This window comes from Erysipelatoclostridium sp. DFI.2.3 (genome assembly GCF_019132535.1).
Classification (GTDB): Bacteria; Bacillota_I; Bacilli_A; order Erysipelotrichales; family Erysipelotrichaceae; genus Clostridium_AQ; species Clostridium_AQ innocuum.
Map to the genome: position 1 here is coordinate 278,776 of NZ_JAHOOJ010000001.1, position 23,851 is coordinate 302,626.

The 23,851-nt window shown below is 42.4% G+C and carries 21 protein-coding genes; 12 read left to right on the top strand and 9 right to left on the bottom strand.

Going from position 1 to position 23,851, the window contains the following annotated elements; all coding sequences use genetic code 11:
- Window positions 1-11 precede the first annotated feature (11 nt).
- A complete protein-coding gene (locus KSZ58_RS01465) occupies window positions 12-1,289 on the top strand; it encodes a tyrosine-type recombinase/integrase (protein ID WP_217752590.1) in 1,278 nt (425 codons plus the stop codon).
- 518 nt (window positions 1,290-1,807) lie between these two features.
- Here KSZ58_RS01465 and KSZ58_RS01470 read toward each other — a convergent pair.
- Complete coding sequence (locus tag KSZ58_RS01470) at window positions 1,808-2,500, bottom strand: RDD family protein (RefSeq protein ID WP_008818320.1); 693 nt, start codon at window positions 2,498-2,500, stop codon at window positions 1,808-1,810.
- Window positions 2,501-2,511: 11 nt separating this feature from the next.
- Window positions 2,512-4,425 (bottom strand): transcription antiterminator, encoded by a 1,914-nt coding sequence (locus KSZ58_RS01475; protein WP_009270249.1) that lies wholly within the window; start codon window positions 4,423-4,425, stop codon window positions 2,512-2,514.
- 669 nt (window positions 4,426-5,094) lie between these two features.
- Here KSZ58_RS01475 and KSZ58_RS01480 point away from each other — a divergent pair.
- Window positions 5,095-5,967: a YitT family protein gene (locus KSZ58_RS01480; RefSeq protein ID WP_008818322.1), complete on the top strand. Its 873-nt coding sequence runs from the start codon at window positions 5,095-5,097 to the stop codon at window positions 5,965-5,967.
- A 428-nt stretch (window positions 5,968-6,395) separates the two neighbouring features.
- Here the strand turns inward: KSZ58_RS01480 and KSZ58_RS01485 are convergent, their stop codons facing one another.
- The 6 genes from KSZ58_RS01485 to KSZ58_RS01510 all read right to left on the bottom strand — a co-directional run bounded on the left by KSZ58_RS01485 (window position 6,396) and on the right by KSZ58_RS01510 (window position 11,666).
- Window positions 6,396-6,983 carry an ATP-binding protein gene (locus KSZ58_RS01485; protein WP_022300155.1) on the bottom strand — a complete coding sequence of 196 codons (588 nt, stop codon included), beginning with the start codon at window positions 6,981-6,983 and terminating at the stop codon, window positions 6,396-6,398.
- Window positions 6,984-7,019: 36 nt separating this feature from the next.
- The gene (locus tag KSZ58_RS01490) at window positions 7,020-7,586 is read right to left on the bottom strand and encodes a helix-turn-helix domain-containing protein (protein WP_009588116.1); all 567 of its coding nucleotides are present in this window, start codon (window positions 7,584-7,586) and stop codon (window positions 7,020-7,022) included.
- A 454-nt stretch (window positions 7,587-8,040) separates the two neighbouring features.
- Complete coding sequence (locus KSZ58_RS01495; protein ID WP_002607077.1) at window positions 8,041-8,217, bottom strand: hypothetical protein; 177 nt, start codon at window positions 8,215-8,217, stop codon at window positions 8,041-8,043.
- A gap of 229 nt (window positions 8,218-8,446) precedes the next feature.
- Window positions 8,447-8,596, bottom strand: a complete 150-nt coding sequence (locus KSZ58_RS01500) for a hypothetical protein (RefSeq protein ID WP_008818325.1) — start codon at window positions 8,594-8,596, stop codon at window positions 8,447-8,449.
- A 314-nt stretch (window positions 8,597-8,910) separates the two neighbouring features.
- Window positions 8,911-9,741, bottom strand: a complete 831-nt coding sequence (locus tag KSZ58_RS01505; protein WP_022300154.1) for a Cof-type HAD-IIB family hydrolase — start codon at window positions 9,739-9,741, stop codon at window positions 8,911-8,913.
- Window positions 9,738-11,666 carry a PRD domain-containing protein gene (locus tag KSZ58_RS01510; RefSeq protein ID WP_022300153.1) on the bottom strand — a complete coding sequence of 643 codons (1,929 nt, stop codon included), beginning with the start codon at window positions 11,664-11,666 and terminating at the stop codon, window positions 9,738-9,740. Before KSZ58_RS01510 ends, KSZ58_RS01505 begins: the two co-directional genes overlap by 4 nt.
- A 339-nt stretch (window positions 11,667-12,005) precedes the next feature.
- Here KSZ58_RS01510 and KSZ58_RS01515 point away from each other — a divergent pair, with 339 nt between their 5' ends.
- From KSZ58_RS01515 to KSZ58_RS01540, 6 genes are all read left to right on the top strand, one after another.
- On the top strand, window positions 12,006-12,320 hold the full coding sequence (locus tag KSZ58_RS01515) for a PTS sugar transporter subunit IIB (protein WP_002607081.1): 315 nt from the start codon (window positions 12,006-12,008) through the stop codon (window positions 12,318-12,320).
- Window positions 12,321-12,433: 113 nt separating this feature from the next.
- Window positions 12,434-13,687: a PTS sugar transporter subunit IIC gene (locus KSZ58_RS01520; protein ID WP_008818329.1), complete on the top strand. Its 1,254-nt coding sequence runs from the start codon at window positions 12,434-12,436 to the stop codon at window positions 13,685-13,687.
- Between the two features lie 14 nt (window positions 13,688-13,701).
- Window positions 13,702-14,040: a PTS lactose/cellobiose transporter subunit IIA gene (locus KSZ58_RS01525; RefSeq protein ID WP_002607083.1), complete on the top strand. Its 339-nt coding sequence runs from the start codon at window positions 13,702-13,704 to the stop codon at window positions 14,038-14,040.
- Between the two features lie 11 nt (window positions 14,041-14,051).
- The gene (locus KSZ58_RS01530) at window positions 14,052-15,491 is read left to right on the top strand and encodes a glycoside hydrolase family 1 protein (RefSeq protein ID WP_009270254.1); all 1,440 of its coding nucleotides are present in this window, start codon (window positions 14,052-14,054) and stop codon (window positions 15,489-15,491) included.
- 132 nt (window positions 15,492-15,623) lie between these two features.
- Window positions 15,624-16,280 carry a YitT family protein gene (locus KSZ58_RS01535; RefSeq protein WP_009270255.1) on the top strand — a complete coding sequence of 219 codons (657 nt, stop codon included), beginning with the start codon at window positions 15,624-15,626 and terminating at the stop codon, window positions 16,278-16,280.
- The gene (locus tag KSZ58_RS01540; RefSeq protein ID WP_009270256.1) at window positions 16,277-17,722 is read left to right on the top strand and encodes a glycoside hydrolase family 1 protein; all 1,446 of its coding nucleotides are present in this window, start codon (window positions 16,277-16,279) and stop codon (window positions 17,720-17,722) included. Before KSZ58_RS01535 ends, KSZ58_RS01540 begins: the two co-directional genes overlap by 4 nt.
- Before the next feature lie 290 nt (window positions 17,723-18,012).
- Here KSZ58_RS01540 and KSZ58_RS01545 read toward each other — a convergent pair whose 3' ends face one another.
- On the bottom strand, window positions 18,013-19,263 hold the full coding sequence (locus tag KSZ58_RS01545) for an ATP-binding protein (RefSeq protein WP_008818336.1): 1,251 nt from the start codon (window positions 19,261-19,263) through the stop codon (window positions 18,013-18,015).
- Window positions 19,264-19,614: 351 nt separating this feature from the next.
- Between KSZ58_RS01545 and KSZ58_RS01550 the strand changes: the two genes are divergently transcribed.
- The 4 genes from KSZ58_RS01550 to KSZ58_RS23340 are packed head-to-tail and all read left to right on the top strand — an operon-like array spanning window position 19,615 to window position 23,806.
- Window positions 19,615-20,643 carry a uroporphyrinogen decarboxylase family protein gene (locus KSZ58_RS01550; RefSeq protein ID WP_008818337.1) on the top strand — a complete coding sequence of 343 codons (1,029 nt, stop codon included), beginning with the start codon at window positions 19,615-19,617 and terminating at the stop codon, window positions 20,641-20,643.
- On the top strand, window positions 20,633-21,721 hold the full coding sequence (locus KSZ58_RS01555) for a uroporphyrinogen decarboxylase family protein (protein WP_008818338.1): 1,089 nt from the start codon (window positions 20,633-20,635) through the stop codon (window positions 21,719-21,721). The genes KSZ58_RS01550 and KSZ58_RS01555 overlap by 11 nt, the downstream gene beginning before the upstream one ends.
- Window positions 21,714-22,349, top strand: a complete 636-nt coding sequence (locus KSZ58_RS01560; RefSeq protein WP_009270257.1) for a corrinoid protein — start codon at window positions 21,714-21,716, stop codon at window positions 22,347-22,349. Before KSZ58_RS01555 ends, KSZ58_RS01560 begins: the two co-directional genes overlap by 8 nt.
- Window positions 22,346-23,806, top strand: a complete 1,461-nt coding sequence (locus KSZ58_RS23340) for an ASKHA domain-containing protein (RefSeq protein ID WP_009270258.1) — start codon at window positions 22,346-22,348, stop codon at window positions 23,804-23,806. Before KSZ58_RS01560 ends, KSZ58_RS23340 begins: the two co-directional genes overlap by 4 nt.
- The last annotated feature ends 45 nt before the right edge of the window (window positions 23,807-23,851 follow it).

Here is a 23,851-nt window from a genome sequence, read left to right on the forward strand (position 1 = left end):
AGCATGACGAAATGCCAAGAAAAGAACGAGATGAAAAAAGACGGGACAACAAAGGCCGCCTTTTGAAGTCTGGAGAGAGCCAGCGATCAGATGGAAGATACGCTTACAAATACATTGACACCTTTGGAGAACCCCAGTTTGTTTACTCATGGAAGTTAGTACCCACTGACAAAATACCTGCCGGGAAACGGCCCTGTCTTTCCCTGCGCGAGAAAATCAAGCAGATACAGAAAGACCTTGACGACGGGATAGACACCATCGGCAAGAAAATGACCGTGTGCCAGCTTTATGAAAAGTACACCCGGCAGCGCGGGAATGTGCGGAAAGGAACCCAAAAGAGCCGCCAGCAGTTGATGAAACTTCTGTCCGAAGATAAACTGGGCGCGGCCAGCATTGACAGCGTAAAGCTGTCCGACGCAAAAGAATGGGCCTTGCGTATGCAGGAAAAGGGCGTTGCCTATAACACCATCTGCAACAGCAAGCGTTCCTTAAAAGCCATGTTTTATATGGCCGTACAGGACGATTGCCTCCGCAAGAATCCCTTTGACTTCCAGATCAATGAGGTTATCAACGACGATACCGTACCAAAGGTGCCGCTTACCCCTACACAGGAAAACGAGCTTTTGGACTTCATGCAGAACGATCCCGTCTATGCCAAGTATTATGACGAGGTGGTGATCCTGCTGGAAACCGGGCTTCGTATTTCCGAACTCTGCGGTCTGACGCCCGCCGACCTGAATTTTGAAAAGCGCTTTGTGAATGTAGACCACCAGCTTTTGAGAAGCACCGAGGACGGCTACTATATCGAAGCGCCAAAAACAGAAAGCGGATTCCGTCAAGTGCCTATGAGCGCAGCTGCCTATGAAGCGTTTGAGCGTGTGTTAAAGAAGCGCAGGGACGGCAGGTGCATGGAGGTTGACGGTTATAAGGACTTCCTGTTCCTGAACCGGGACGGCCTGCCCAAAACCGCCGTCAATTATGACGCCATGTTCAAGTGCCTTGCCAAGAAGTACAACAAGTGCCACAAGGAGCCGCTGCCCGATGTGATGACGCCGCACACCATGCGGCATACATTCTGTACCAGAATGGCAAACGCGGGCATGAACCCCAAGGCATTGCAGTACATCATGGGACACGCCAACATTGTAATGACGCTGAACTATTACGCCCACGCTACTTTCCATTCCGCACAGGAGGAAATGGAACGGCTGCAAGCCAAGGCAAAAACCACCACAGAGGCCAAGCCGGAAGCTGCGGCGGAAAGCGCCGAGGAAACCAAGGCGGCATAAGTAGTACGCAGAATTTACTACTGCTTTTACTACTTTTGAGAGTGAAAACATGAGGGGTAATAAAAAGATTTGTGAGGTTCTTCCGATATGAAAAGTGCCGGAAAAGCCCGGAATAACGGGCTATACCGGCATATAAGAACATCTAAAGAGATAATTAGAAATCTATTAAATGATTATAATAAAAGTTTACTGCTCGCAACATGAAAATGATTTCCTAAGGTATAGGAAATCGACTTTTTCTGCAGTTGATGGAACCCATAAATATAGATATATTGCAGGAAAGTTATCTATTGTAGAGAACAGCATGATATCGGAATGAAGAACTAAAAAAGTAAGGATAAGTGAGATATCGGTATGAAGAACTGAAAAAGCAGCGAAAAGCAGGATATCAAAGAAGGGGCAAAAAAGCGGAGAAAAGAAGGATAACGAAGTATAGGACAAAAAATAGAAAAGGATTTTAGAGTGAAAAATCAAGAAAAAAACAGGGATTCTCATCCCTGTCGACAGTGCTGCTGCGGCTATAAAGCATGGTAGTCGGATACCTCTTCTTTTTGAAGCATATATACTTTTGTTTTACCGAGATAATCATGAAGCATACGGCGGTCGTAATTTGTCAGAGTGATGATAAAGGATAAAAATGTCATGAAATAGGTAATGTAGCCAAAGGAAGCGGGATAATCGATTTTGGCAGTCAGAACGATCAGCTGCACGACATAGGTGGTCGTGAAGGCCGCAAGCTCAAGGAAGGTCATCCCAATGACATTTCTCATAAATAAAGCTTTGGCTGTAGCTTTTGAATTATCCATCATTACGATTTTATAATTTAATAAACGCTTTGCGGGTGTCTGTCCCGGCCATATTTTTAATGGTATATACACATAATAAAACGTATAGAATAAGAATACAAAGAATGTGATAATATATGCCCAATGCAACGGAATGCCAGCCAGTATTTGTGTAGTATTCGTTGAGCCGGTGAGGGAGGCTTGGATGATGACCAAGGGAATTACGCAGAATATATTGGCAAGCATGAAATCAATCAGATACCCGAAGAATCTTCTGATATTCGACACGGGAGAATGCTCTGTATCTTTTACAAGGGTATCCTGTTTTTTCAATAATGCAATGCTTAAACGATCGATGAGCCCCAGCTTCTTTTCTCTGTAATGCTTTGTTGGTTTCTTATTATTTCCAGTGGTTTTCGCAATCATAATATCTCTCCTTACTCAACGATACGTGCAATAAAATCATTATAATCATGACTTTCTAAAAGTGTCGCAAACCGATTGGCATCACTCACTGCATTGCTCAGCCAGTCAAAGAACAGCTTCAGCATATAGCGGTCTGCATCATTGATTGCAAGCAGTATGACCAGCTTTACTTCAAAAGGCCCCCATGGAATCGGATTCTTCAAAATAGCAACGGATATGTTGGATTTAATGCTCATTACATTGAAGCTATGCGGTACGGCAAAGCTGTAGGCAAAGGAGGTTGCGGACATGGATTCTCTTTTCAAGACAGATTCCTTGAATCCTTCCGGTATATAACCGGATGCCTGCAAATTATCACACATATAATTGATTACGTCCTCATGCGTCGCTATATCAACATCTGTATAGAAGAATCGTGGTTCTATCATACCGGATATACCTTCCTCAAACTCTTTCTGAAAATGCTTCTTATCCAATAGGTTCAGCGCCTGGAAAATACGGCTTTCGTCCTCTAAATTGATAAACAATGAAATTTGAATCGTGGCAATATCCAGGTCATGCTGCAGGGGGAGTGTTGTCAGTATCAAATCAGGCCGCGCATTAAGAATTGTTTTCTGTTCGAAGAAGTTCAGACATTCCACAATGGCCATTCGCTCACCGAACCGATTTTCTACTTTTTTGACGCACATATTACTTAATGCCTGATCGTGTGGATAAATCATAATAACCCGGTATTTTCCCGACAGGTTCGCACGCTCGAAGGCAGCACCGAGATGCAGCGATAGAAAACCTATTTCGTTTTCACCGATCACCTCATTTAATTGTTCTTCCAGATACCGTGCAACACGTATTCCCATTTCAAATACCAGAGGATATTTACGTTTAATCTCCTGCAGATATACATTTGATACATCATGTTTTCTTATCTGGCGCTCCATGAGTGACTGCATGTGCATTTTCAAACCGATACGCAAATCACTGTCTTGTGCGAAATCAATATCAAAATCATCATGAATAACTTCTAACATACCGTCGATAATATCATCACTTGTTAAGCTATCATGAAATTCATGAACCAGATCCTTTGAGTAACTGGTTCCTTTCTTTCCCATCAATAACAATGCAAGCAGCGCGATTTCATCCTCAACGATTTCTATACGTATCTTCTTGGCTGTATTCTGAAAAAATTCACGTGCTATCTCATATTCCTGACTTTTCTTTAATTCTTCATAATCGCGTTCCGTATGTATATAGTTATGTCGTAAAATTCGTTCGATTGCGATTCCCACATGAACCATCAGCATCGGAAATGCCATTTCACGTACATGGAAATTGTATTTGTTAAACGTTTCTTCAAGTGTATCCTTAACAATCAGTAAATCGAAATCATTATACAATGCCGCAAGGTTATTCAAATTCAGAAAATTTCCCTGTGTTTCCTCAGCTAATAAATCTTTATACAGCTTGCGCTTACTCTCTTCATCACCTTCTAAATGGATAAAGTTCTTAGAGCGTACCAATCTTAACTGCTCATAGGGCTCAATCATTTTTTTTATACGTTTAATATCATTATCAATCGAATATTCACTAACAAATACCTGATCCTGTAAATTGGTGATGCTTAGTTCATTTCGTTGAAATAGAAGCTGCTGTATGATATATATACATCGTTCCTGCGGTGTCTGTGCGATTGGCTGTTCGATTTCAATGTTCAGCGTCCGAAGAATTTCCTGATTCAAATGATATCCATAGCGAAGATTGGACTCAATCAATGCATTCTCATAATAACGATTAATGGAATCAATGTCTGAGCGTATGGTACGATCTGATACATTTAGAAGCTTGGATAATTCTTTACCTGTAATCCAATCGTTAGAGTCATTCATCATCATGATGATTTTTTCCTGTCTTTTATTTAGTCCCATGTTGTCAATCCTCTCTAAATAGTATTATATAGAATTATCTTCAATAAGTAATTAACATTTTTTCCTAACTCTTAGGAAGTTTTGCGAATTGGTTATTGGAATTTCCTTTTTTAAACAGGTGCAGAGGGAAAAGAGAAGTGTTATTCTTTTCTTTAAGTACAACTGGTCTTTCTGTATAGTCAGGACTGAGACTGCTGTCTTAGCAGTATAGCTGAATGGGAGATATGCTTTTTTCCTTATTTAAAAAGTCCAATACTATGAAAAAAGAGTGTCATAATGGATAGGCTGTGCCGCAGTACCTAAAATACGATATGAAGTGCTCCTGCGATAAAGGATTTTATGCGGCTCTGATGGAAAAGAAGGTCATGCCTGCATAAGCGATAAACAGAAGGAGGTTATTCCTCAGGTCTGTATGCCATGCATTAAAATATTGAAGGAGCTCTGCTGCAAGCATTTGATCTATTTCTGTAACTCACATTCAAGGTTATCAAGATCCTGTTGATTAGCTGCAATAATCATGTTCAAGAAAAGATTCGGTTTGTGTGAGATGAAGCGGCCTGTCACAATCGGCAGAAGAATGCATTTTTCCTACCGCCTAGGAAACCCTTTTAGCCACTCTCAAATGAAAAGGAATTATAATAATGTAGAAAATTAAAGAGGGGATCGCTTATGTTAACACATTCATTGAAGAACAAAAAAATACGTTATCTATTCAGCTGTATCGCAGTTGTTATCTCAGCATTATTGCAGGCATATGTCATTCAGGTTTTTATTACACCGAGTAATCTATTGAGTAGCGGTTTTACCGGCGTTGCTATTTTGATTGATAAAATAGCTGCTTTATATGGCTGTCATATTTCAACCTCCGTCGCAATCCTGATGTTAAATATTCCGGTGGCATTGATTTGTTTTAAAAGCATCAGTAAAAAATTCACCATACTTTCTACCATTCAATTTGTTTTAGCTTCTGTATTTTTAAGCTTCTGTCGTTTTCAGCCGCTCTTTCATGACCTGGTGCTGAATGTTATTTTCGGAGGGTTCTTGTATGGTCTTTGTGTTGTCATCGCTTTAAAGGGAAGCGCGTCAACGGGAGGGACGGATTTCATCGCTCTTTATGTTTCCAATAAAATCGGAAGGTCTATTTGGGAACAGGTTTTTATCTTTAATGCTTTAATATTATGCATATTTGGATTCATGTTTGGATGGCTGTACGCAGGATACTCCATTGTTTTTCAGTTTATCACAACAAAAACGATTTCTACATTTCATCATCGCTATGAACGTGTAACCATGCAAATTACGACAACCATACCTGAGCTTGTTATTGATATGTATGTTGACCACTATCGTCACGGAATTTCCTGTATACAAGGGTATGGCGGGTTTAGTAAAAAGAAAATGTATCTGCTGCATACCGTCGTTTCCTCATATGAAGTTGCGGATATTGCGAATCTGTTGCGAGAGGCAGATCCGAGGATTATTATTAATGTATTGAATACGGAGGAGTTTTACGGAAGCTTTTATATGGCTCCCATGGAATAGAAATGGTCGGATATATCAAATGATTAGGAAAAAGCAAACAGCATGAAAGATGAATAAATATCATGAAAGCTACATAAAAATCCTTAAAGATAGATAAAAGAAATAAATACAAGCATAGAAAATAGAAGAAATCAAACATAATATAAAATAACTTAAATAGAGAAAAGAGCGGTTCTACGACTATATTCATATTTCAAGAAACAGCTCATTAATCATTTTTCAGCTAAATATCACATAGGACAAGACTGTATTCTCTGACCCTTATGCACATAGGCGGTAAATACGGCTTTTCTTTTCTCCTTGTTCAATCAGGCAGCCATCAAGGACCATCTGTTTCAGGAGTCTTTTGGTTGTAGATTCAGCGAGATTTAGCAGCTTTCTGGCTTCCCGGTTGGAAATACAGCCATGCTCGCGGATATACTCTTTAATTAGCTGCCGTCGTTCTTCAGATAATGGTTTTTTATCGGCTTTTTTTCTTCTTTACGAAATAAATTTACACGAAAGGTATCTCCTATTTCTGTAAATTCGGGAGTACGCAGCTGATATTCTTCTGCTCTTTTGATGATGCGACGAATTCCCGTACCCCATCCTTCTATAAGCTCCATGCGGCTGAATACTTCCGCAATCGCTTTATTTCTTATTTTTGAACGACCGTTCACAGCTTCCTTCAGAGTTAATCCGCCATACAGCATACCGGGGGAAGTGATTTCTAAGCGATCGTCAAACAGAGCGACTTGAACGCAGGAGGAATCCATAAAGCTGCGATGACACTGTGCGTTAATAATCATTTCGCGGATAGCCCCAACCGGTAGTTCGTATCTTTCTTTACGCAACAGTCCGTTAATTTCAGCGCTTCGATTAATATGTCTGAGTACAAAGCGATAAGCCTCTTCGATCTGTTCATACAGGGGTCCGGAATATTCCTTTTTATCAAGAAATTCATCACGATCATTACCCTTGAATAACGCACATTGTATTTTTGCAAATCTAAAAATAATCGCTTGTAAGCAAAACAAAGGAATTGGCGGCCAGCAGCTGATTTCCGCTTTTCTTCAGAAGCTTTCGTTCAGAAGGTGTTCCACTGTAATTACTGCAATACTTCTTTTTTCTTCTGATGAATCTATAGCGGACTTCATATATCTATGTATATCCTGACAAAGCTTATCTATGGCATCTTCTTTTACTTCATAGCCAATGCAGATTTGTTCATCCCATGAAGCATGTGTTCCTTCCAGCTCCAGCTCTTTGAGCTTGACAGCATCTGCTTGGCGTGAAGTTCCTGCCACACGGATATAAGTGCCGTTTTCCTTGCCTGTATGTTTAAGGTAGTAAGGACGGTTGGTACCAGCATATATTTCAACTATAACAATGCATTTACCCTCTATAGTCTGGAAGCTGATATCCGGCACTATTTGTGGTTCACAGCTATCCGAAACAGCATTCGCTATGGAATCCATAATCTGAAACACGGAATCCTTATCCATACCAATTACAGAACGGGTGGAGTCGTCAATTCCGATAATGAGTGTTCCACCACTCGTATTTGCGAAGGCAGTCATAGTTTTTATGTATGTTTCACTGCGCTTCGGCAGAGCTGCTTTATATATGTTTAGATTCACCTTGCATAGTTTCTTCTATCGTCATAATAGACCTCACTTTCATATGATAAAAAAACTAAATAATATACAGATGAAAGCTGTGCCGGCTTTTTAAATGAGGTCCTTTCTGATAAATTGAAATATGATGTATGTTCATGTCAGGACCTCCTCTTGGTTTTATATATTGTAACATGATTTATCCATGCGTTGGGAACATGTTGAAAGCTTATCTTCGTTTTTTACATATTAGGGGTGTTACAGTTTGATTTAGGGATATAGTTTGAGGCAAAGCGTCTTAGTCCTTTCGCTTATATAAGGTCTGGCGGACTGTGAAATCATATACAAGCTGCTTATCATGGTTACGATAGAGGTAGCAAAATATTCTAGTAAAGGAAGCGTGCAATGCTCTTTTTCCATTCACAAAAGAAAAAAGGAAGCACACGGCTTCCTCTAAGGGACTTTGCATTCAGATAGTTCAGCGAACCAGTGAAATTACGAGGATTATGACACCCAGCACAACCGCACTGATCAGTACATTGCGGAATGTAAAGAAGTCATACGTATAGTTTCCTGTATCCTGTTCCATTTCTTTCTTTTCCCTCAAATTATGTTCTTCAACGCCATTTGGCGGTGAAAGCTTCTCCTCATTCATGGTATCTCACCCCTTACATGCAAAATCTCTTTCCTTTTGTTCCTGCAATCACATTATAGCATAAGTGACTGCTTTTGTATTAAAACTCATAAAATCGTAAGAAACGTTAAGAATTTTTGTCCAAAAGAAGAAATCTCCACCGTGATGCCCGGATGAGCAGCACCAGCAGAGAATCTTACAGTTTGGATACGGAAAAGTTTACCACGATTTATGCAGGAAATCAACAGGATCAGAACAGATAGGTACTGAAAATAAATGCCAGCATGATTCCCGCCATAATTAGAATTTTTCGCATACTGATAATCTGTCTGCAGATTGCGCAGTTTTTCAGAATCATCGGTTTTGTCGGTTGCTGTCTCATCAGATCTCTGCTCATCATACTCTTTATCTCCTTTAACCTGTATTCTGCTCTCTGTCGTTCATACTCTTCAACATCATTGCGTTTCTATGGGTATATTCTAACACAGGCGGCAGATTCATCGGCTTATGTTACTAAACTGTAATGGAACTGTAAGAAAATCTGTTCCTATAATATAAACGAAGAAAGTAGAGAAAAAGTTTCAAAGAATTTGATAAAATTATAATTATATGGGTTTTCAATTTTTTGTAGGTGTTTATCTATTTATATTGTACGGTATTTAACTATAATTAGCAATACTTTCAGAAAAAAAAGCAAACTTTATGTTCAGCTTGCTAAATAAGTTTCAATTTTTTCATACAGTTATAAATTCCATCCTCTTTGCTGGTCGTGGTAATCATGTCACTGATCAGCTTCAGCTCTTCACAGGCATTTCCCATCGCCACACCTAGATTGCAATGCCGTATCATTTCCGCATCATTCAAGCTGTCTCCAATCGCTATGGAGGCTTCCAGTGGAATATCAAAGTGAGACAGCAGACAATCAATACCGGTCGCTTTTGTGATAGTATGATGGTATATCTCACCATTTGTACATCCCTCATGAAAACCATGGTGAATGTGCTTCAGCTGTGCGGGAAGCTGTCTGTCAAATTCCTGCAAAAGGGAATCCTCGTTGATAAAGGTTGCGATTTTCATGATTTGCAGGGTGTCTGTTTCCTTTACCTCTTGAAGTGGATGCATGCGGACCGCTGCCATATACTGTCTTGCCAGCTCACTGTTGTCTTCCATGCATCTTTGAAACAGTGAATGAAAGAAGTCATATCCAATAGGGTCAAGAAAAGAAGTTCGGCTGCCTTCCAGATTAAATCCGATCGCATGGGCTTGCAGTAAATGCATCATGTGAAGTACCAGCTCCTGTGAAAACGGCTTATAAAAAAGGACTTTGCCATGACTCTCTACCATAGCACCGCAGGAATAAATACAGCCGTCAAACGGGATAGCCTGTATTTCATCATCCACCTCCGGCTTGGGGCGTCCTGTCGCAAGGCAGACCCTGTGTCCGTTTGCCTGTGCCTGTGCAATCGCTATTCTGCTGGATTCCTGTATACCGATTTCATGATCCAGCAGCGTACCGTCGATATCGAGAAAAATACATGCTTTCATGCGGCTTCCTCTTCCTGATAGGAAATACTTGCGCACATCATATGCTCAAATTGTTCAAAGGAAGTGCATTCCTTCATCCGTTCCATAACATCCTCCTTACTGAACAGGTCCACCAGAGCCTCGTAGAGATCATGGAAAATCTGTTTGTCAATTTTGTTCAATGCGACAAGCAGAACCACATGGACGATATGGTTATCCCATTGGATCCCTTTTTTAGAAATTGCAACGCCGATGCACGTTTTCAGTGCCTCCATTTCCATTGAGTGTGGAATAGCGATATTGCCGAAGGCAGTGGAGGCGGCTGTTTCGCGAATCATGACACTGGTTAGAAATCCTTCATTGACATATTCCAGTTCTTCCATGCTTTTGCACAGCAATGGCAGCACGTCATCTCTGTTCGGGGTGTCTTCATTTGCCAGAAACAAAGAGGAGGAGAAAAAGTCGTGAAATTTCTTTTTCAGAATATAGTTCTTCTTATTTGTACGATAGCGGTCTATGGTATTCTGGATATCCATCCGGCTGTTTGGATTTGGAAAGGGCGGTATCAGACATACCTCCTTATGCAGCGGACATTTTAAGGGTATGGTGGTCAGCAGCATATCGTAATGCTGATGCTTCAACTCATGCTCATAGGAAATCGTCTTGCGTATATTGATCTGATTCCCAAAATCTATCAGCAGCTTATTGTAAATAGAGGCTGTCATATTCATATAGTCCGGACACAGCAGGATACACTGTATTTTTCCGTCATTGGTTTTCTGGCGTTCGATATCCGCACCGATATGAAGGGCAAGAAAGGTAACCTCATCCTCATTGATATCCACATGAAAGCGCTGCATCAGCTCCATAGCGATAAAAATGGCGATATCATAAACTGTCGGACAGCTGGACTTAATAGCATCCACCATGGGATTCTTTGTGTAGGTATCATTGCGGACACGAAGCAGAAGATTTTTTAAATGCAATGCAAAGGGCGTAAGAAAGGTTTCATGATTCAAATCGATGTAATAGCTGTCATTCACCTTTTGAATGATATCTCTGGTTAATGCGAGAATATCCTCGCCAACCAGCTTTTTCAGACTATCCTCAGAGCTTGGCAGTGAATAATTTGCATTTGTCTTAAACAGCATATAGACCTCAAACTGTTCATTGCGGTTAAAGCTGATGGACAATGCCTCCTCCAGATGGGAGCACAGCTCCTCGACTAGTGCACGTTCATTTTCGCTTTCGATGAGAAAGTCGCAGTCTCTTGTTTCAACAAAATTTCCTTCCTTTACACGGTCGATGATAATGGCGAAGTGCAGTAACAGATTAACGAAGGAAAAATCATTGATATAATAGTTATATTTCTGGAAGGTGGAGCGGATGATCATGGAGACCTGTTCCACCGGGAATTCAGGAAAGCTGCTGGTGATGATATTGGCATCCATGAATTGCTGATCTGTTTCCTCATACATAACATAGCTGACAAGTCTGCGCTTGTCTTTTTCACTGCCATGCAGACGAACCTCTTCATTTTCACATGTGAATTCAATATGAAAATTCGCAAATGCCCTGTTCATCTTCGCGATATCCGCTTTAATGGTGGAATAGCTGACATATAGGGCATCGCAGAGGTCATACAGATCCATGTGGGAGGAATGCTCCAGCATGATTTGCTTCACAATGTAAAAACCGCGCTCCAGACTGGTCTGCGGAATACTTTCCTCTTTTACAGATAAAAGCTCCTTTGCCTGTGCTGCTTGAACGGTATATCCCTGCTTGCTGGAAAGGATCACCTTCTGATTGCCGAGCAGATTGATTTCATTGACATAATTTTTTACAGACCGCGTGGAAATTGATAAAGCGGCGGCCAGCTGCCGACTGGTAACCGCTGTAGCGTGATGTAGCAGAAATTGCAGCAGCTCAACGTGTTTTTTCTTCATGATACCAACTCCCCTTGCAAAGACACTTGTTATATCTATTATAATTTACCCGCAAACACTGTACAACCAGAAGATTTCACCACATGGTGCAAATGTTCATTCTCAGACAATGAATCAGCTGTAAATAATTAAGTTTCGATGAAAAGGTCTGTTTTTTTAATAATGCAGCAGTGTTTTTTTTGCCTGTCTATATTATAAAGAAACAAAACAAGCAGTTTACATCCTTCAGGGAAAAGCTTGCACCATGCGGTGCAAAACGTAAGTTGAGAAGCACGTGAATTTTAAAGATAATATGGGTGTACAAGGTACAGCGCTCATAAAAAGCGGAAAGGAGTCATTATGGACAAGATGTTCATCATGCTGTGCTGCGGAGCCGGGATGTCCAGTGGTTTTCTGGCAAATCAGGCACGCAAGGCAGCAAAAAAACGCAAGCTGGACACAACGATCGAAGCACGGTCCCATACAGATGTCAGCGGCTATCTGTCAAGCATCAGTATACTTATGCTGGGACCGCATTACGGAGGAGAGCTGCCGAAATGGAAATCACTCTGTGATCCGTATCATGTTCCGGTTGTTGTCATTCCACAGGATATTTATGCACAGCTCAACGGAGATGCACTGATTCAGCTGGCACTGGATACACTGGGGAAATAAAAAAGCTAAGATGGCACTCTTAGCTTGAAGAAAATCACGCGTTTGTTTAATGATTTCCTCATGATTATTATATAGGGTTCATGGGGAAAAGGAAAGACTGAGGAGAAAGAAAAATGAAAAAGTTTATGAACTGGCTTTCTACAGTGTTTGCTCCAAAGATGAATGAAATCTGCAGCAAGCCCTGGATTGCCGCCGTATCATCATCCATGCAGAAAATCATACCGTTTATTTTAACGGGTTCTGTCATCTACTTCTACAACGTATTCCGTTCCTACCTGCCTGCACTTCCGGATCTTGGCATGATTGCCGATTACAGCTTCGGACTGATTTCTTTGATTCTGGCATTCGTAGTCGGACAGCAGTGTATGGAAAAGCTGAATCATCCGTTCTACCTGACCAACTGCGGTATCGTTTCCATGGCAGTCTTCATGATGTTCATCATTCCGGGAACAGATGAAGCAGGAAATATGGTCATTCAGGGAGGACGTCTGGGTGCTACCGGTATTGCTGTCGGTATCGTAGCCGGACTGTTTACATCCATTATCTTCAATCTGTATTCCAAGCTGCATGTACTGGAGGATTCCACATCCATTCCGGATTTCGTTGTCGGCTGGATCAATTACATACTGCCTACCCTGATTACGCTTGGTCTGGGTATGGTTCTGACAAAATATTGTAATTTCGACATATTTGAAATCGTTTTATGGATTTTCTCACCACTGGCAGGCTTTGCACAGACCATGCCCGGTTTCATACTCTGCTGCTTTATTCCTGCTGTTTTGTACAGTATGGGTATTTCCTCCTGGCTGTTTGGCGCGGTTACAACACCGATCTTCCTTGCCGGTATTCAGGAAAATATCAATATGGTGGCACAGGGACTTCCTGCTACGAATATCGCGACGAGTGAGACGGTGTTTACGGCGGCTCTTGTTACCATGGGCGGTATGGGGGCAACGCTTGCGCTGAATGTGCTCATGTGCTTCTCAAAATCAAAGCAGCTGAAAACACTGGGAAGAATCTTCATCGGGCCAAGTATTTTCAACATCAATGAACCAATCATGTTCGGTGCGCCTGTTGTCTTCAATCCGCTGCTGATGCTGCCAATGTGGCTGAATTCCATCGTTGGACCTGCTATCGTCTATATTGTTATGAGCCTTGGATGGCTGAACATTCCGGCAACACTGAATCAGGTTGGACAGGTGCCTGTACCGGTTTCCACCGTTATGATTACACAGGATATGCGTGGTATTTTATGGGCAGTTGTATTGTTTGTTGTCTACTTTGCAATCTGGTACCCGTTCTTCAAGGTATTTGAAAAACAAAAGCTGGCAGAAGAAGCACAGGAAAACGCTCCTTCTCAGAACTAAAGGGGGATTTACCTATGGATATTATGGAAAATGAGCTTGTCAATGTTGCTATGCAGATTATTCTGCATGCAGGTGATGCCCGGCTGCGGGTTGAGGATGCATTGGCACAGGCAAAGCAGTTTCACTTCGATGAGGCGAAACAGAAAATTGCAGAGGCGGAGGAATGTATTCATCAGGCACATGTCGCACAGACCGAGGTGATTCAGAATGAAACAAGAGGAAAAACCTATGAGCCCTGTCTGCTGTTTGCACATGCACAGGATACGCTGATGACAATTATGTCAGAGCTTAATCTGGCAAAGGAATTGATTGCATTTTTTGAAATCATGAATAAGAAAATAGAAGAAAAATAGGAGGCTGAACCATGTCAAAGGGATTTCCAAACAATTTTTTATGGGGTGCTGCTACCAGTGCCTATCAGGTAGAGGGTGCTGCCTATGAGGATGGCAAGAAAGCCAGCCAGCAGGATATCATCAATAAAGAGAATTATACAAAGCGCGGCTTTGCTACTGCGGATATCGCCAGTGACCAATATCATCATTACAAGGAAGATGTAGCCCTCATGAAGGAAATGGGCTTTACGACCTATCGTTTCTCCATTGCCTGGTCACGCGTATTTCCTGATGGAGTTGGAGAAGTAAACGAAGCGGGTATTCAGTATTACCGCAATCTGATTGATGAACTGCTGGCCAATGGTATTGAGCCGATTGTTACGCTGTATCATTATGATTTGCCATGGGCGCTTGTGGAAAAATATAACGGATGGCTGAGCAGAGAGGTAGTAAAGGATTTTGCATACTTTGCCCGCTATGTCATCAATGAATTTAAGGACAAGGTGAAATACTGGACGACTATCAATGAGCAAAGCATCATCGTTCAATACTGGACACAGAAATGCTACATACCGGAGGAGCTGAGAGACAACAATCAGCTGCGCTATCAGATCAATCATCATATGAATCTTGCACATGCCATTGCCTGTAAGCTGGTCCATGAGCTTGTATCGGGTGGTCTTGCCGGTGCGGCAATCGGGTATTCCCCGGTCTATCCGCTTACTTCCAAGCCGGAGGATGTCATGGCTGCACAAAATGCACACGATTTGCGTAATGCCTTCTATCTGGATATTTATTTTAAGGGCTTTTATACGAAGTCAGCTATGATTTATCTGGAAGAGCACGGTCTTGCACCGGTCATCGAAGAAGGTGACATGGAGCTGATTAAGGAAGGCTATTCCGATTTTCTGGCACTGAACTATTATGCAAGTGAGTGTGCAAAGGCATGTCCGATGGAAGAAGGTAAGGAAATTCGTTACAGCGGTGTCAACTGGTCAGGCAAAAAGGGCGACATGTCCGGCTTTGAAACACATCCGGGCTTCTATGAGATGTGCAAGAATCCGAATCTTGATACAACCGATTGGGACTGGGCAATTGATCCGACAGGTCTGGAATACATCTTCCGCGATATTTACACTCGCTATAACAAGCCGCTGATGGTTACAGAGAACGGTATGGGAGCATTTGATACCCTGACAGAGGACGGACGTGTTCATGATGATTACCGTATTAAATACCTGCGCGACCATATCGAAGCAATGCACAGAGCAATTGATTATGGAGTAGAAGTGCTGGCATATTGTCCATGGTCTGCGGTTGATCTGCTGTCAACCAGCAACGGCGTGAAAAAACGCTATGGCTTTATCTATGTAGACCGTACCGATGATGATCCAAAGGAGTGCGCGAGAATTCGTAAGGATTCCTTCTACTGGTACAAGCAGGTGATAAAATCTAACGGAGCTGATTTATAAGGTGCAGGTATTTCCTGCCCCCGGCTTATTGAACATTGACGTCATCGCATTGCAGAGGGAAGCCTATCCAAAACTACAGGGGCTTTGCGCTGTTGCGATACGCAGATACTTGCCACTTTGGAGGCAACCGGGATGAAAAAGAACAGAAGAGAAACCGGGCATCAGAGTTCTTTCTTCTATCGATGCAGTCTCTGTGCTGCCGGCGGTATGCTGATGGGAGTTGCTGCGGTTTTGTTCCTTGCAGGCGGTAATGGTGCAGATTCCATGAATACGCTGCTGCAGGGGATGAGTCAGGCATTGCAGCTATCAGTGGATGCCTGTAACAATTTGTTATCCTTCACATTTGTGCTGGCAGCGTTTTTTATCGATAGAAAACAGATTCATGCGGGAACGATTATATTTCCCGTTGTTACGACGATTACCATACGGATTCTTACACCGTTGGTACATGCGGATACACTGCTTCATCGTGTATTGTTCTGCATGGCAGGCATTGGCATTATCGCAATGTCCATTGCATTAAGCATTTATGCTGACTGTGGAAAGAATCCCTATGACTGTGTAACCTTTGGTTTGATGAAAAGAACAGGCCTTTCCTATCCTGTGATTCGCTGGATACTGGATGGCGGTATGCTTGTATCCGGTATGATACTGCATGGTACTTACGGTGTGGTGACCATTATCAATCTGCTGGTGCTTGGCAGGCTGATTACGGCGGCGCTTTCATTGCTGAAACGACTGAAATGGTTACGTAGAACGATGAATATAGAGGAGGAGATATTATTATGAAACAGGTACCTGAAACATTTCCTGATAACTTTCTGTGGGGCGGTGCTTTTGCAGCCTGCCAGTGTGAAGGGGAATATGATAAAGACGGACGCGGCTTGTCCACAAGTGACATTCATGAGTATACAAAGGGCTTAAACCGTGCCAAAATAGAAAAAGAGGGCGGTGGAACGCTTGCTGAAATCAAACGCAAGGCCGCAGATACAGAAGGCTATTATCCGAAACGCTACGGAATCAATTTCTATCATACTTATAAGGATGACCTTGCATTGCTGAAGGAAATGGGATTTAAGTGCTTTCGTACAAGCATTTCCTGGTCACGCATTTTTCCAAACGGGGATGAGACAGAGCCAAATGAGGCAGGATTGAAATTTTATGATGATCTGATTGATGAAATCATAAAGGATGGTATGGAGCCGATTATCACGATGTCTCATTATGATATACCACTGCATCTGGTTACCGAATATGGCGGCTTTGGTAACCGAAAGGTGATTGATTTCTTCGTGAATTACGGAAAAGTGCTTGTAGAGCGCTTTAAGGGAAGAGTGAAATACTGGATTGTTTGCAATCAGGTAAATCTGGTTCCGACGGTGCAGTTTGGTTCTCTGGGGATCTATGATGATCAGGCGGAAAACATGGAGGAGCTGATGTATCAGGCGGTACATAATCAGTTTGTGGCATGTGCAAAAATCAAGGAAGTCGGACATCAGATTGATCCGCATGCTGTCTTTGGTACGATGCTGGCAGACTGTACCTTCTATCCGGCAACCTGCCGTCCAAAGGATGTTGTATTGACCATGAAGAAAAACAGGATGCAGTATTTCTTCTCCGATGTACAGCTGCGCGGAGAATACCCGGTATATGCACTACGTTATTTTAAGGAAAGAAATATCAACATTCAGATGGAGGATGGGGATGAAGAGGTTATTCGCAACAACACAATGGAATTCCTCGCGATTTCTTATTACTACAGCAGAGTTGTAGATTCCGATAAAAATGATATGACGCCGATGCAGGCGGAACAAAATCCAAATCTGGAGCCGACACCATGGGAGTGGAGAATGGATCCGCTGGGATTCTATAACTGTCTGTCTCAATACTGGGATCGCTATCAGATTCCGCTGATGATCGGAGAAAACGGCTTCGGTGCATTGGACACCGTGGAAGCGGATGGAAGCATTCATGATCCTTACCGTATTGACTTCCTGAAAAAGCATATTGAGCAGATGAAGGAATGTATTAAGGATGGAGTGTATATCTTCGCATACTGTGCATGGGGACCGATTGATATCGTATCTTCCTCCTCTGCGGAAATGAGTAAGCGATACGGCTTTGTGTATGTAGATCGTGATGATTTCGGAAAGGGCAGCCAGAAGCGATTGAAAAAGGATTCCTTCTACTGGTATGCTCACCTGATAGAAACCAACGGATCAGAACTATAGGGTACACAGCGTGTGCCAACCTAATAAAATCAAACAGAGACGAATGATAGGGTACACAATGTGCGACCATGTGATTTAGGTACGAAGATGGACTCAGCTCTAAAGCATCTTCATTCGTGATTTCCCTGCATTTGATGAAACTATACATAAAAATCTTCGGGACTATGGTCCTGAAGATTTTTTGCGTTGTATCTATCGTATATTTTTTATTTGATTATTGTTTGAACAAACCAGAAAGCATTAGATTACCCCTTACGAATGGTATTTTTAAGATGTTTCTTCAAACTTATTTATAAATAATATTTTGTTCCCTTACCTCTTCCCTTGATTTTCACGATACCGTCCTTCTCCATTTTTTTCAATAATTCTTTTACTTTAGACCTGCTAAACGTTACATGTGGCAATATTTCACTAATCGACATAGGCTTTGTTTTACTCAACACCGCATATAGATGTTCTTCATCTTTTTGTAAAACAGGATTCGAATCAAAAACAGGTAATATGATTTGTATCGTATTTGTGCTTACATTAAAAATAGGCTTTTTAATACTTTCTTCATAAGCATGTAATATTCTGAGAATTCCGGTACCAAAAATTTCAACGATTCCTAATCGATAAAATATATTACTGATAATCGGATTTCTAAGCATTGAAATCATTCCTGTTATATATTCATCCTTTGTAATACCGTTTATCAATCCTCCTGGTGAAGTTATTTCTATTCTATCATCATACATAGAAATCCTTATATTTGCATTTAAATCCCATGCTCGATGAATGAGTGCGTTTGCAACAGATTCACGGAATGCCTCCTCTGGTACAAGGTCGACCTTTTTACGGTAGCTGCCTTCAATTTCTTCATATTGATAATAATCTCTATACGTTTGGACAGCAACATCATACATTTCTAACACAGACATATTCTCCAGCAGCAGTCTTTTTTTTATAATGTTGATACTATCGCCAAATTTAGCAATATCAATTCCTGGAAATGAGTTGTTATCTGATAGAATATTCGCAGCATTATTGTACCCGATTTGCACATTGTAAAGATTCAGAGTTTTTAAAGTATCTTGATTGAATATTTTAATGTCAATATGCTCTTTTAATTTATTTTCCAGATAATGAAAGTCCATTTTTTGATTGGATGAAGGTAAATCTTCAAAATTGATTTTCTTTCCTTCTAAAACCAGCCTTGTTAATTCGAAGGAATCCACTTCGATCGTTGAAGTATCATTTCGCTTATAGGCCTTTGAGTTGTATAGATAGGGTTTGTTCTTTCCTTCTTTAATGACAAGTGAAATTATTTTATTTGTTTCGTCAATCTTAAGACTGTAGCCTGGCAGAGGAACAATATTATCATTGATTCTATTCTCAATATCAAGACAAGTGCTTTTGGGATCGGAAAGACCTTTTATATTTCCATCATCATCAATTCCAAAAATGATTTCTCCACCATCATAGTTTGAAAAAGCGCTTACTGTTTTCAAAAATGATTTTGTTATGGATTCTTTGAACTCCAGTGTTTTTGATTCTTTCATGAAATCACCTCTTAGATTTAGTATACTCACTTTCAACCATATTTCAACCATATTTTAATATGGCCAATTTATGGTCGGCCATAAATTTGTGCTAAAAATTGAGATTTGATAATATCTAAGTTTCTCATATAAAAAAAAGCATGTGGAACCATTTTTAAATCGAATATGCCATGTTTCACTGCTAAATATGGCATAGCAGCGTTTTTGTCATACTGTTACTGTCCCTGAAAAAATGTAAAGCTTCTGATGCAACTGGATGAAACCGCAATTTTGGGAAGATACCCGACAAGATATACCATGTTCAACTGCCGCTTTTTTTTCTATGATTAAGGTAGAAAGGATGTGGTGCTTATGAATTACAGTTATACGCAATGGAAAAAGCATCTAATGGATGAGGATGTGCATGCCATGGCAATCTTGTCATTTCCTGCCGTTACACAATGCGCTACTACCGTACAGGAGCTGGTACAGAACGCTGAAATGCAGAGTGCTGTCATGCGCAGAATCAAAGAAGAATTTCCTTTGCAGGAAGCGCTGGTCAGTATGATGGATCTGTCTGTAGAGGCGCAGGCATTCGGTTGTCCTGTCAGCTTTCATGAGGGAGAGATTCCTGCTGTAACAAGCGGAATCATAAAAAATCGAGAGGATGGTGAAGCATTGCGTATTCCGAAAATGGAAGAAGGGCGCATGTCTGTATATCTGGCAGGTGTGGAGAATATCACAAAGGAAAGCGACCGTCCGGTATTCGGCGGTGTCTGCGGGCCCTATTCACTCGCAGGAAGACTGATGGATGTGAGTGAAATCATGATGCAGTGCATCATGGATCCAAAGCTTGTACATCTGGTATTGCAGAAGGTTACCACTTTTTTGAAGCAGTATATACAGGCATACAAGGATGTGGGTGCGTCAGGTGTCATACTGGCAGAACCACTGGCGGGTCTTCTGTCACCAACGATGGTTCAGGAGTTTTCCAGCAGCTATATCAAAGAAATTACGGAGGAGCTGCAGGATGATACCTTTACGGTCATTTATCATAATTGCGGCCCGAATACTGTGCAGAGCCTTCCGGAAATATTATCATCCGATTGCGGGGCATGGCATTTTGGAAATGCTGTTTCTTTGGAAAAGATATTGGAACAGGTACCGGCCGACTGTCTGATTATGGGGAATCTGGATCCGGTTGGCTGCTTCTGCGGCTGCAGTGCGGATGAGCTGGAACAAAAGGAGAGGGCTCTGTTGAAAGAATGCGGTGCATATTCCAACTTCGTCCTTTCGACAGGCTGTGATTTGCCACCCAAGGCAAAATGGGAGAATATACAGAGATTTTTCAGGACACTGGAACAGGTGAATAGTGAACGGAGGTTACCATATGGTATGTGATCGCAGGAAATTTCCAAAGGCGGAAATGCTGCCGCTGACAAGAGAAGAAATGATATCTCTGCTAAAGGGGAATGGTACACCGCGCGTTGGTGTGGCATGTGGAAACTGGCTTCATATTGATGAACTGGCTTTGCAGGATCAAAAGCCGGTAGAAGATTTGCTGGAACGTTTTCCGGAGGATATGCAGGTGTTTTATTTAAAAAAGCCAAAGCTGTTTGCGGAAGATGGAGATCGTTATACATGGTGTGATGTAGCAGGGGCCGATCCATCTATCGGTCGTAAAGAAATTGTAGGTGTAGATGAGGAGCATGCACTGGACTGGGAGGTGATTCGCCGAATCAGTGAACATCTGCCGGATGCGGAAGAAGCGACAATGTATTGCAATGCGCCGGTTGAAGACGGACGCTATCGTCTTGCATGGTTCTCCGATGGTCCGTGGACAAGATTGTGGGACTATCGAGGCATGACAAACTCTCTAATGGATTTATACACGAATCCAGAGGATGTGCATCATGTATGCAGAAGAGTTGTGGATTTCTTTAAACGCGCCGCAAAGCGCGGTGTCGAAGAGGCGCATATAGACGGTATAGCTTTCGGCGATGATCTTGGGATGCAGAAGGGGCCGTTTATGTCACCTGAGATGTTTCGGGAATTCTACTATCCGTATTACGTTGAGCTGTGTGAGTATGCGCATTCCCTCGGTCTGCATGTCTGGCTGCACAGCTGCGGTGATGTGAGAAAGCTGTTGCCGGATATAATTAAAAGTGGAATTGATGTTCTGCATCCGATTCAGAAGTATGCGATGGAAGAACAGGAAATTGCGGACACCTTCGGGAATCAGATTTCCTTTTGGGCTGGAATTGACCTTCAGCGTGTGCTGCCGTTTGGTAGCGTAGAGGAGGTACGGGAAGAAACAAGACATTTTATTGATGTTTTCCATCAGCGGGGGAAGGGGCGTATGGTGTTTACGCTGAATAACCGTATGCAGGGTAACGTACCGATTGAAAATTTTATCGCATTCATTGAAGAAGCCCACCGGTATGGTGCAGCGATTGAAGGAGTGAAGGAAAATGAGTGATAAGCTGGAAAAGATACAGCAGCTGATGCCGCTTGGAAAGATGCAGGAGGTGAATGCCCTGGTGGAGAGTGCTCTGCAGGAGGGGATATCGCCACAGGAAATATTGAAGGGTGGATTACTGGAGGGCATGGATATCGTAGCAAAGAAATGGGCGGAAGGAACGGCATTTATACCGGAGGTTCTAATCAGTGCCCGCTGTATGAATGGTGCTATGGAAATACTGGAGCCTTATCTTGTGAAAAAAGAAGAAAAATTCAGTGGAAGGGTGGTATTCGGAACGGTGCAGGGGGATCTGCATGATATTGGGAAAAATCTCTGTACACTCATGCTGAAGGCGAAATCCTTTGAGGTGATTGATATCGGTGTTGATGTATGCGCCGAGAAGTTTGTGGAGGCTGTAAAGACCTATCAGCCGGATGTACTCTGCATGTCTTCTTTGCTGACAACCTCCATGGGATATTTTAAGGTGGTTTTGGATGCCTTACAGGAAGCAGGTGTCAGAGATTGTGTGAAGGTCGCTATCGGCGGTGCACCTGTGACACAGGCTTACGCAGATGAAATCGGAGCAGACCTGTTTACGGAGGATGCTGTATCACTGGCAGGAAGACTGCTTGAGGAATTTGCGTGACAAAATTTCAGAAGCATGACGATATTCTGGAGCTGCTGCTTCAAAAACATCCGCAGCTCGATCTGTCCTGCGGAGGCAGAGGACAATGCGGAAAGTGCCGGCTTCAGGTCACAAAGGGCTTTCTTCCTGTTACAGATGCAGAAGGAAAACTGCTGTCCAAGGTACAGCTTGCACAGGGAATTCGCTTGGCCTGTGAGCATCGAAATTGTGAGGCGGCTATTGAAGGAGAACTGCTGCATGAGCAGAGGGATATGCAGATCGTGGGAGTGGAAGAGCTGCATCTGGCTGGTCATCATGAGGAAGGCTGTGTACTTGCTGTTGATATCGGTACGACAACTGTCGTTCTTGTATTGCTGGATTTACAGACAGGAAATGTCTTGCTGGAAAAAAGCTTTCTCAATCCGCAGCGACGGTATGGTAGTGATGTGATCAGCAGAATACAGCATGCTCATGAAAAGGGGCCTACACTGCTTCAGGAGCTGCTGCTGAAGGGATTGCGTGCACAGCTGAAAGCTGTTGAGAATAAGGATATACGCCGTATGTGCGTCTGCGGAAATGCCGTCATGACACATTTGTTTCTTGGGATAGACCCTATACCACTGGCAGCTGCACCATATGAGTGTGTACAAAAGGAGCTGGTCATTTGTTCATCAAAACAGTTTTTTCCGGATTTTATACCGGAATTTGAGATACAGGTTCTACCTCCGATTTCCGCATATGTTGGTAGTGATATTTTGATGGGAATTTATGCACAGGATATGGAAAAGACCAAACAAAGCTCACTGCTGCTGGACTTGGGAACAAATGGAGAGCTCGCTCTATACCATGAGGGCATGCTGAGCGTGAGCAGTGCCGCCTGCGGACCTGCCTTTGAAGGAGGAAACATGAGCTGCGGCTGTGGTGCTGTAACAGGGGCAGTCAGCGAGGTACGCTGGGAGAATGGCTTTCGACTGCAGACTATTCATGACGGTAAGCCGGTGGGAATTTGCGGAAGCGGATATCTTTCTCTCATCAGCTGCCTTCTTACCGCTTCACTGCTGGATGTCAGTGGATATCTGAATCAACAGGTTACCCTCTTCGACGGACTACTTCTGACCCAGAAGGATGTCCGTGAGTTCCAGCTTGCGAAAGCTGCGATAGCTGCCGCACTGGAACGGGTATGTGCTGGAGCACAATGCTCCTATGAGCAAATTGAAGCAGTTTATCTTGCAGGAGGCTTCGGCCGGCATCTGCATGTAGAGGATCTGTGTATAACAGGGATTCTTCCAACAGCCTTGAAACAAGCTGTACGGATTAGCGGTAATACGGCATTAAAAGGCTGCTGCAGATATGCTCTGGAACAAAATCGCACACGTATGGAGCTGCTTTGTAAAAATGGACACTGTATTCTACTGGCTTCGGATACCGGCTTTTCGGATGCGTTTATCTCACATATGCTGCTGGAACCATTCACATAAAAAAACACACAGGTCTTTTCCTCATAAGATGCTATAATACATATG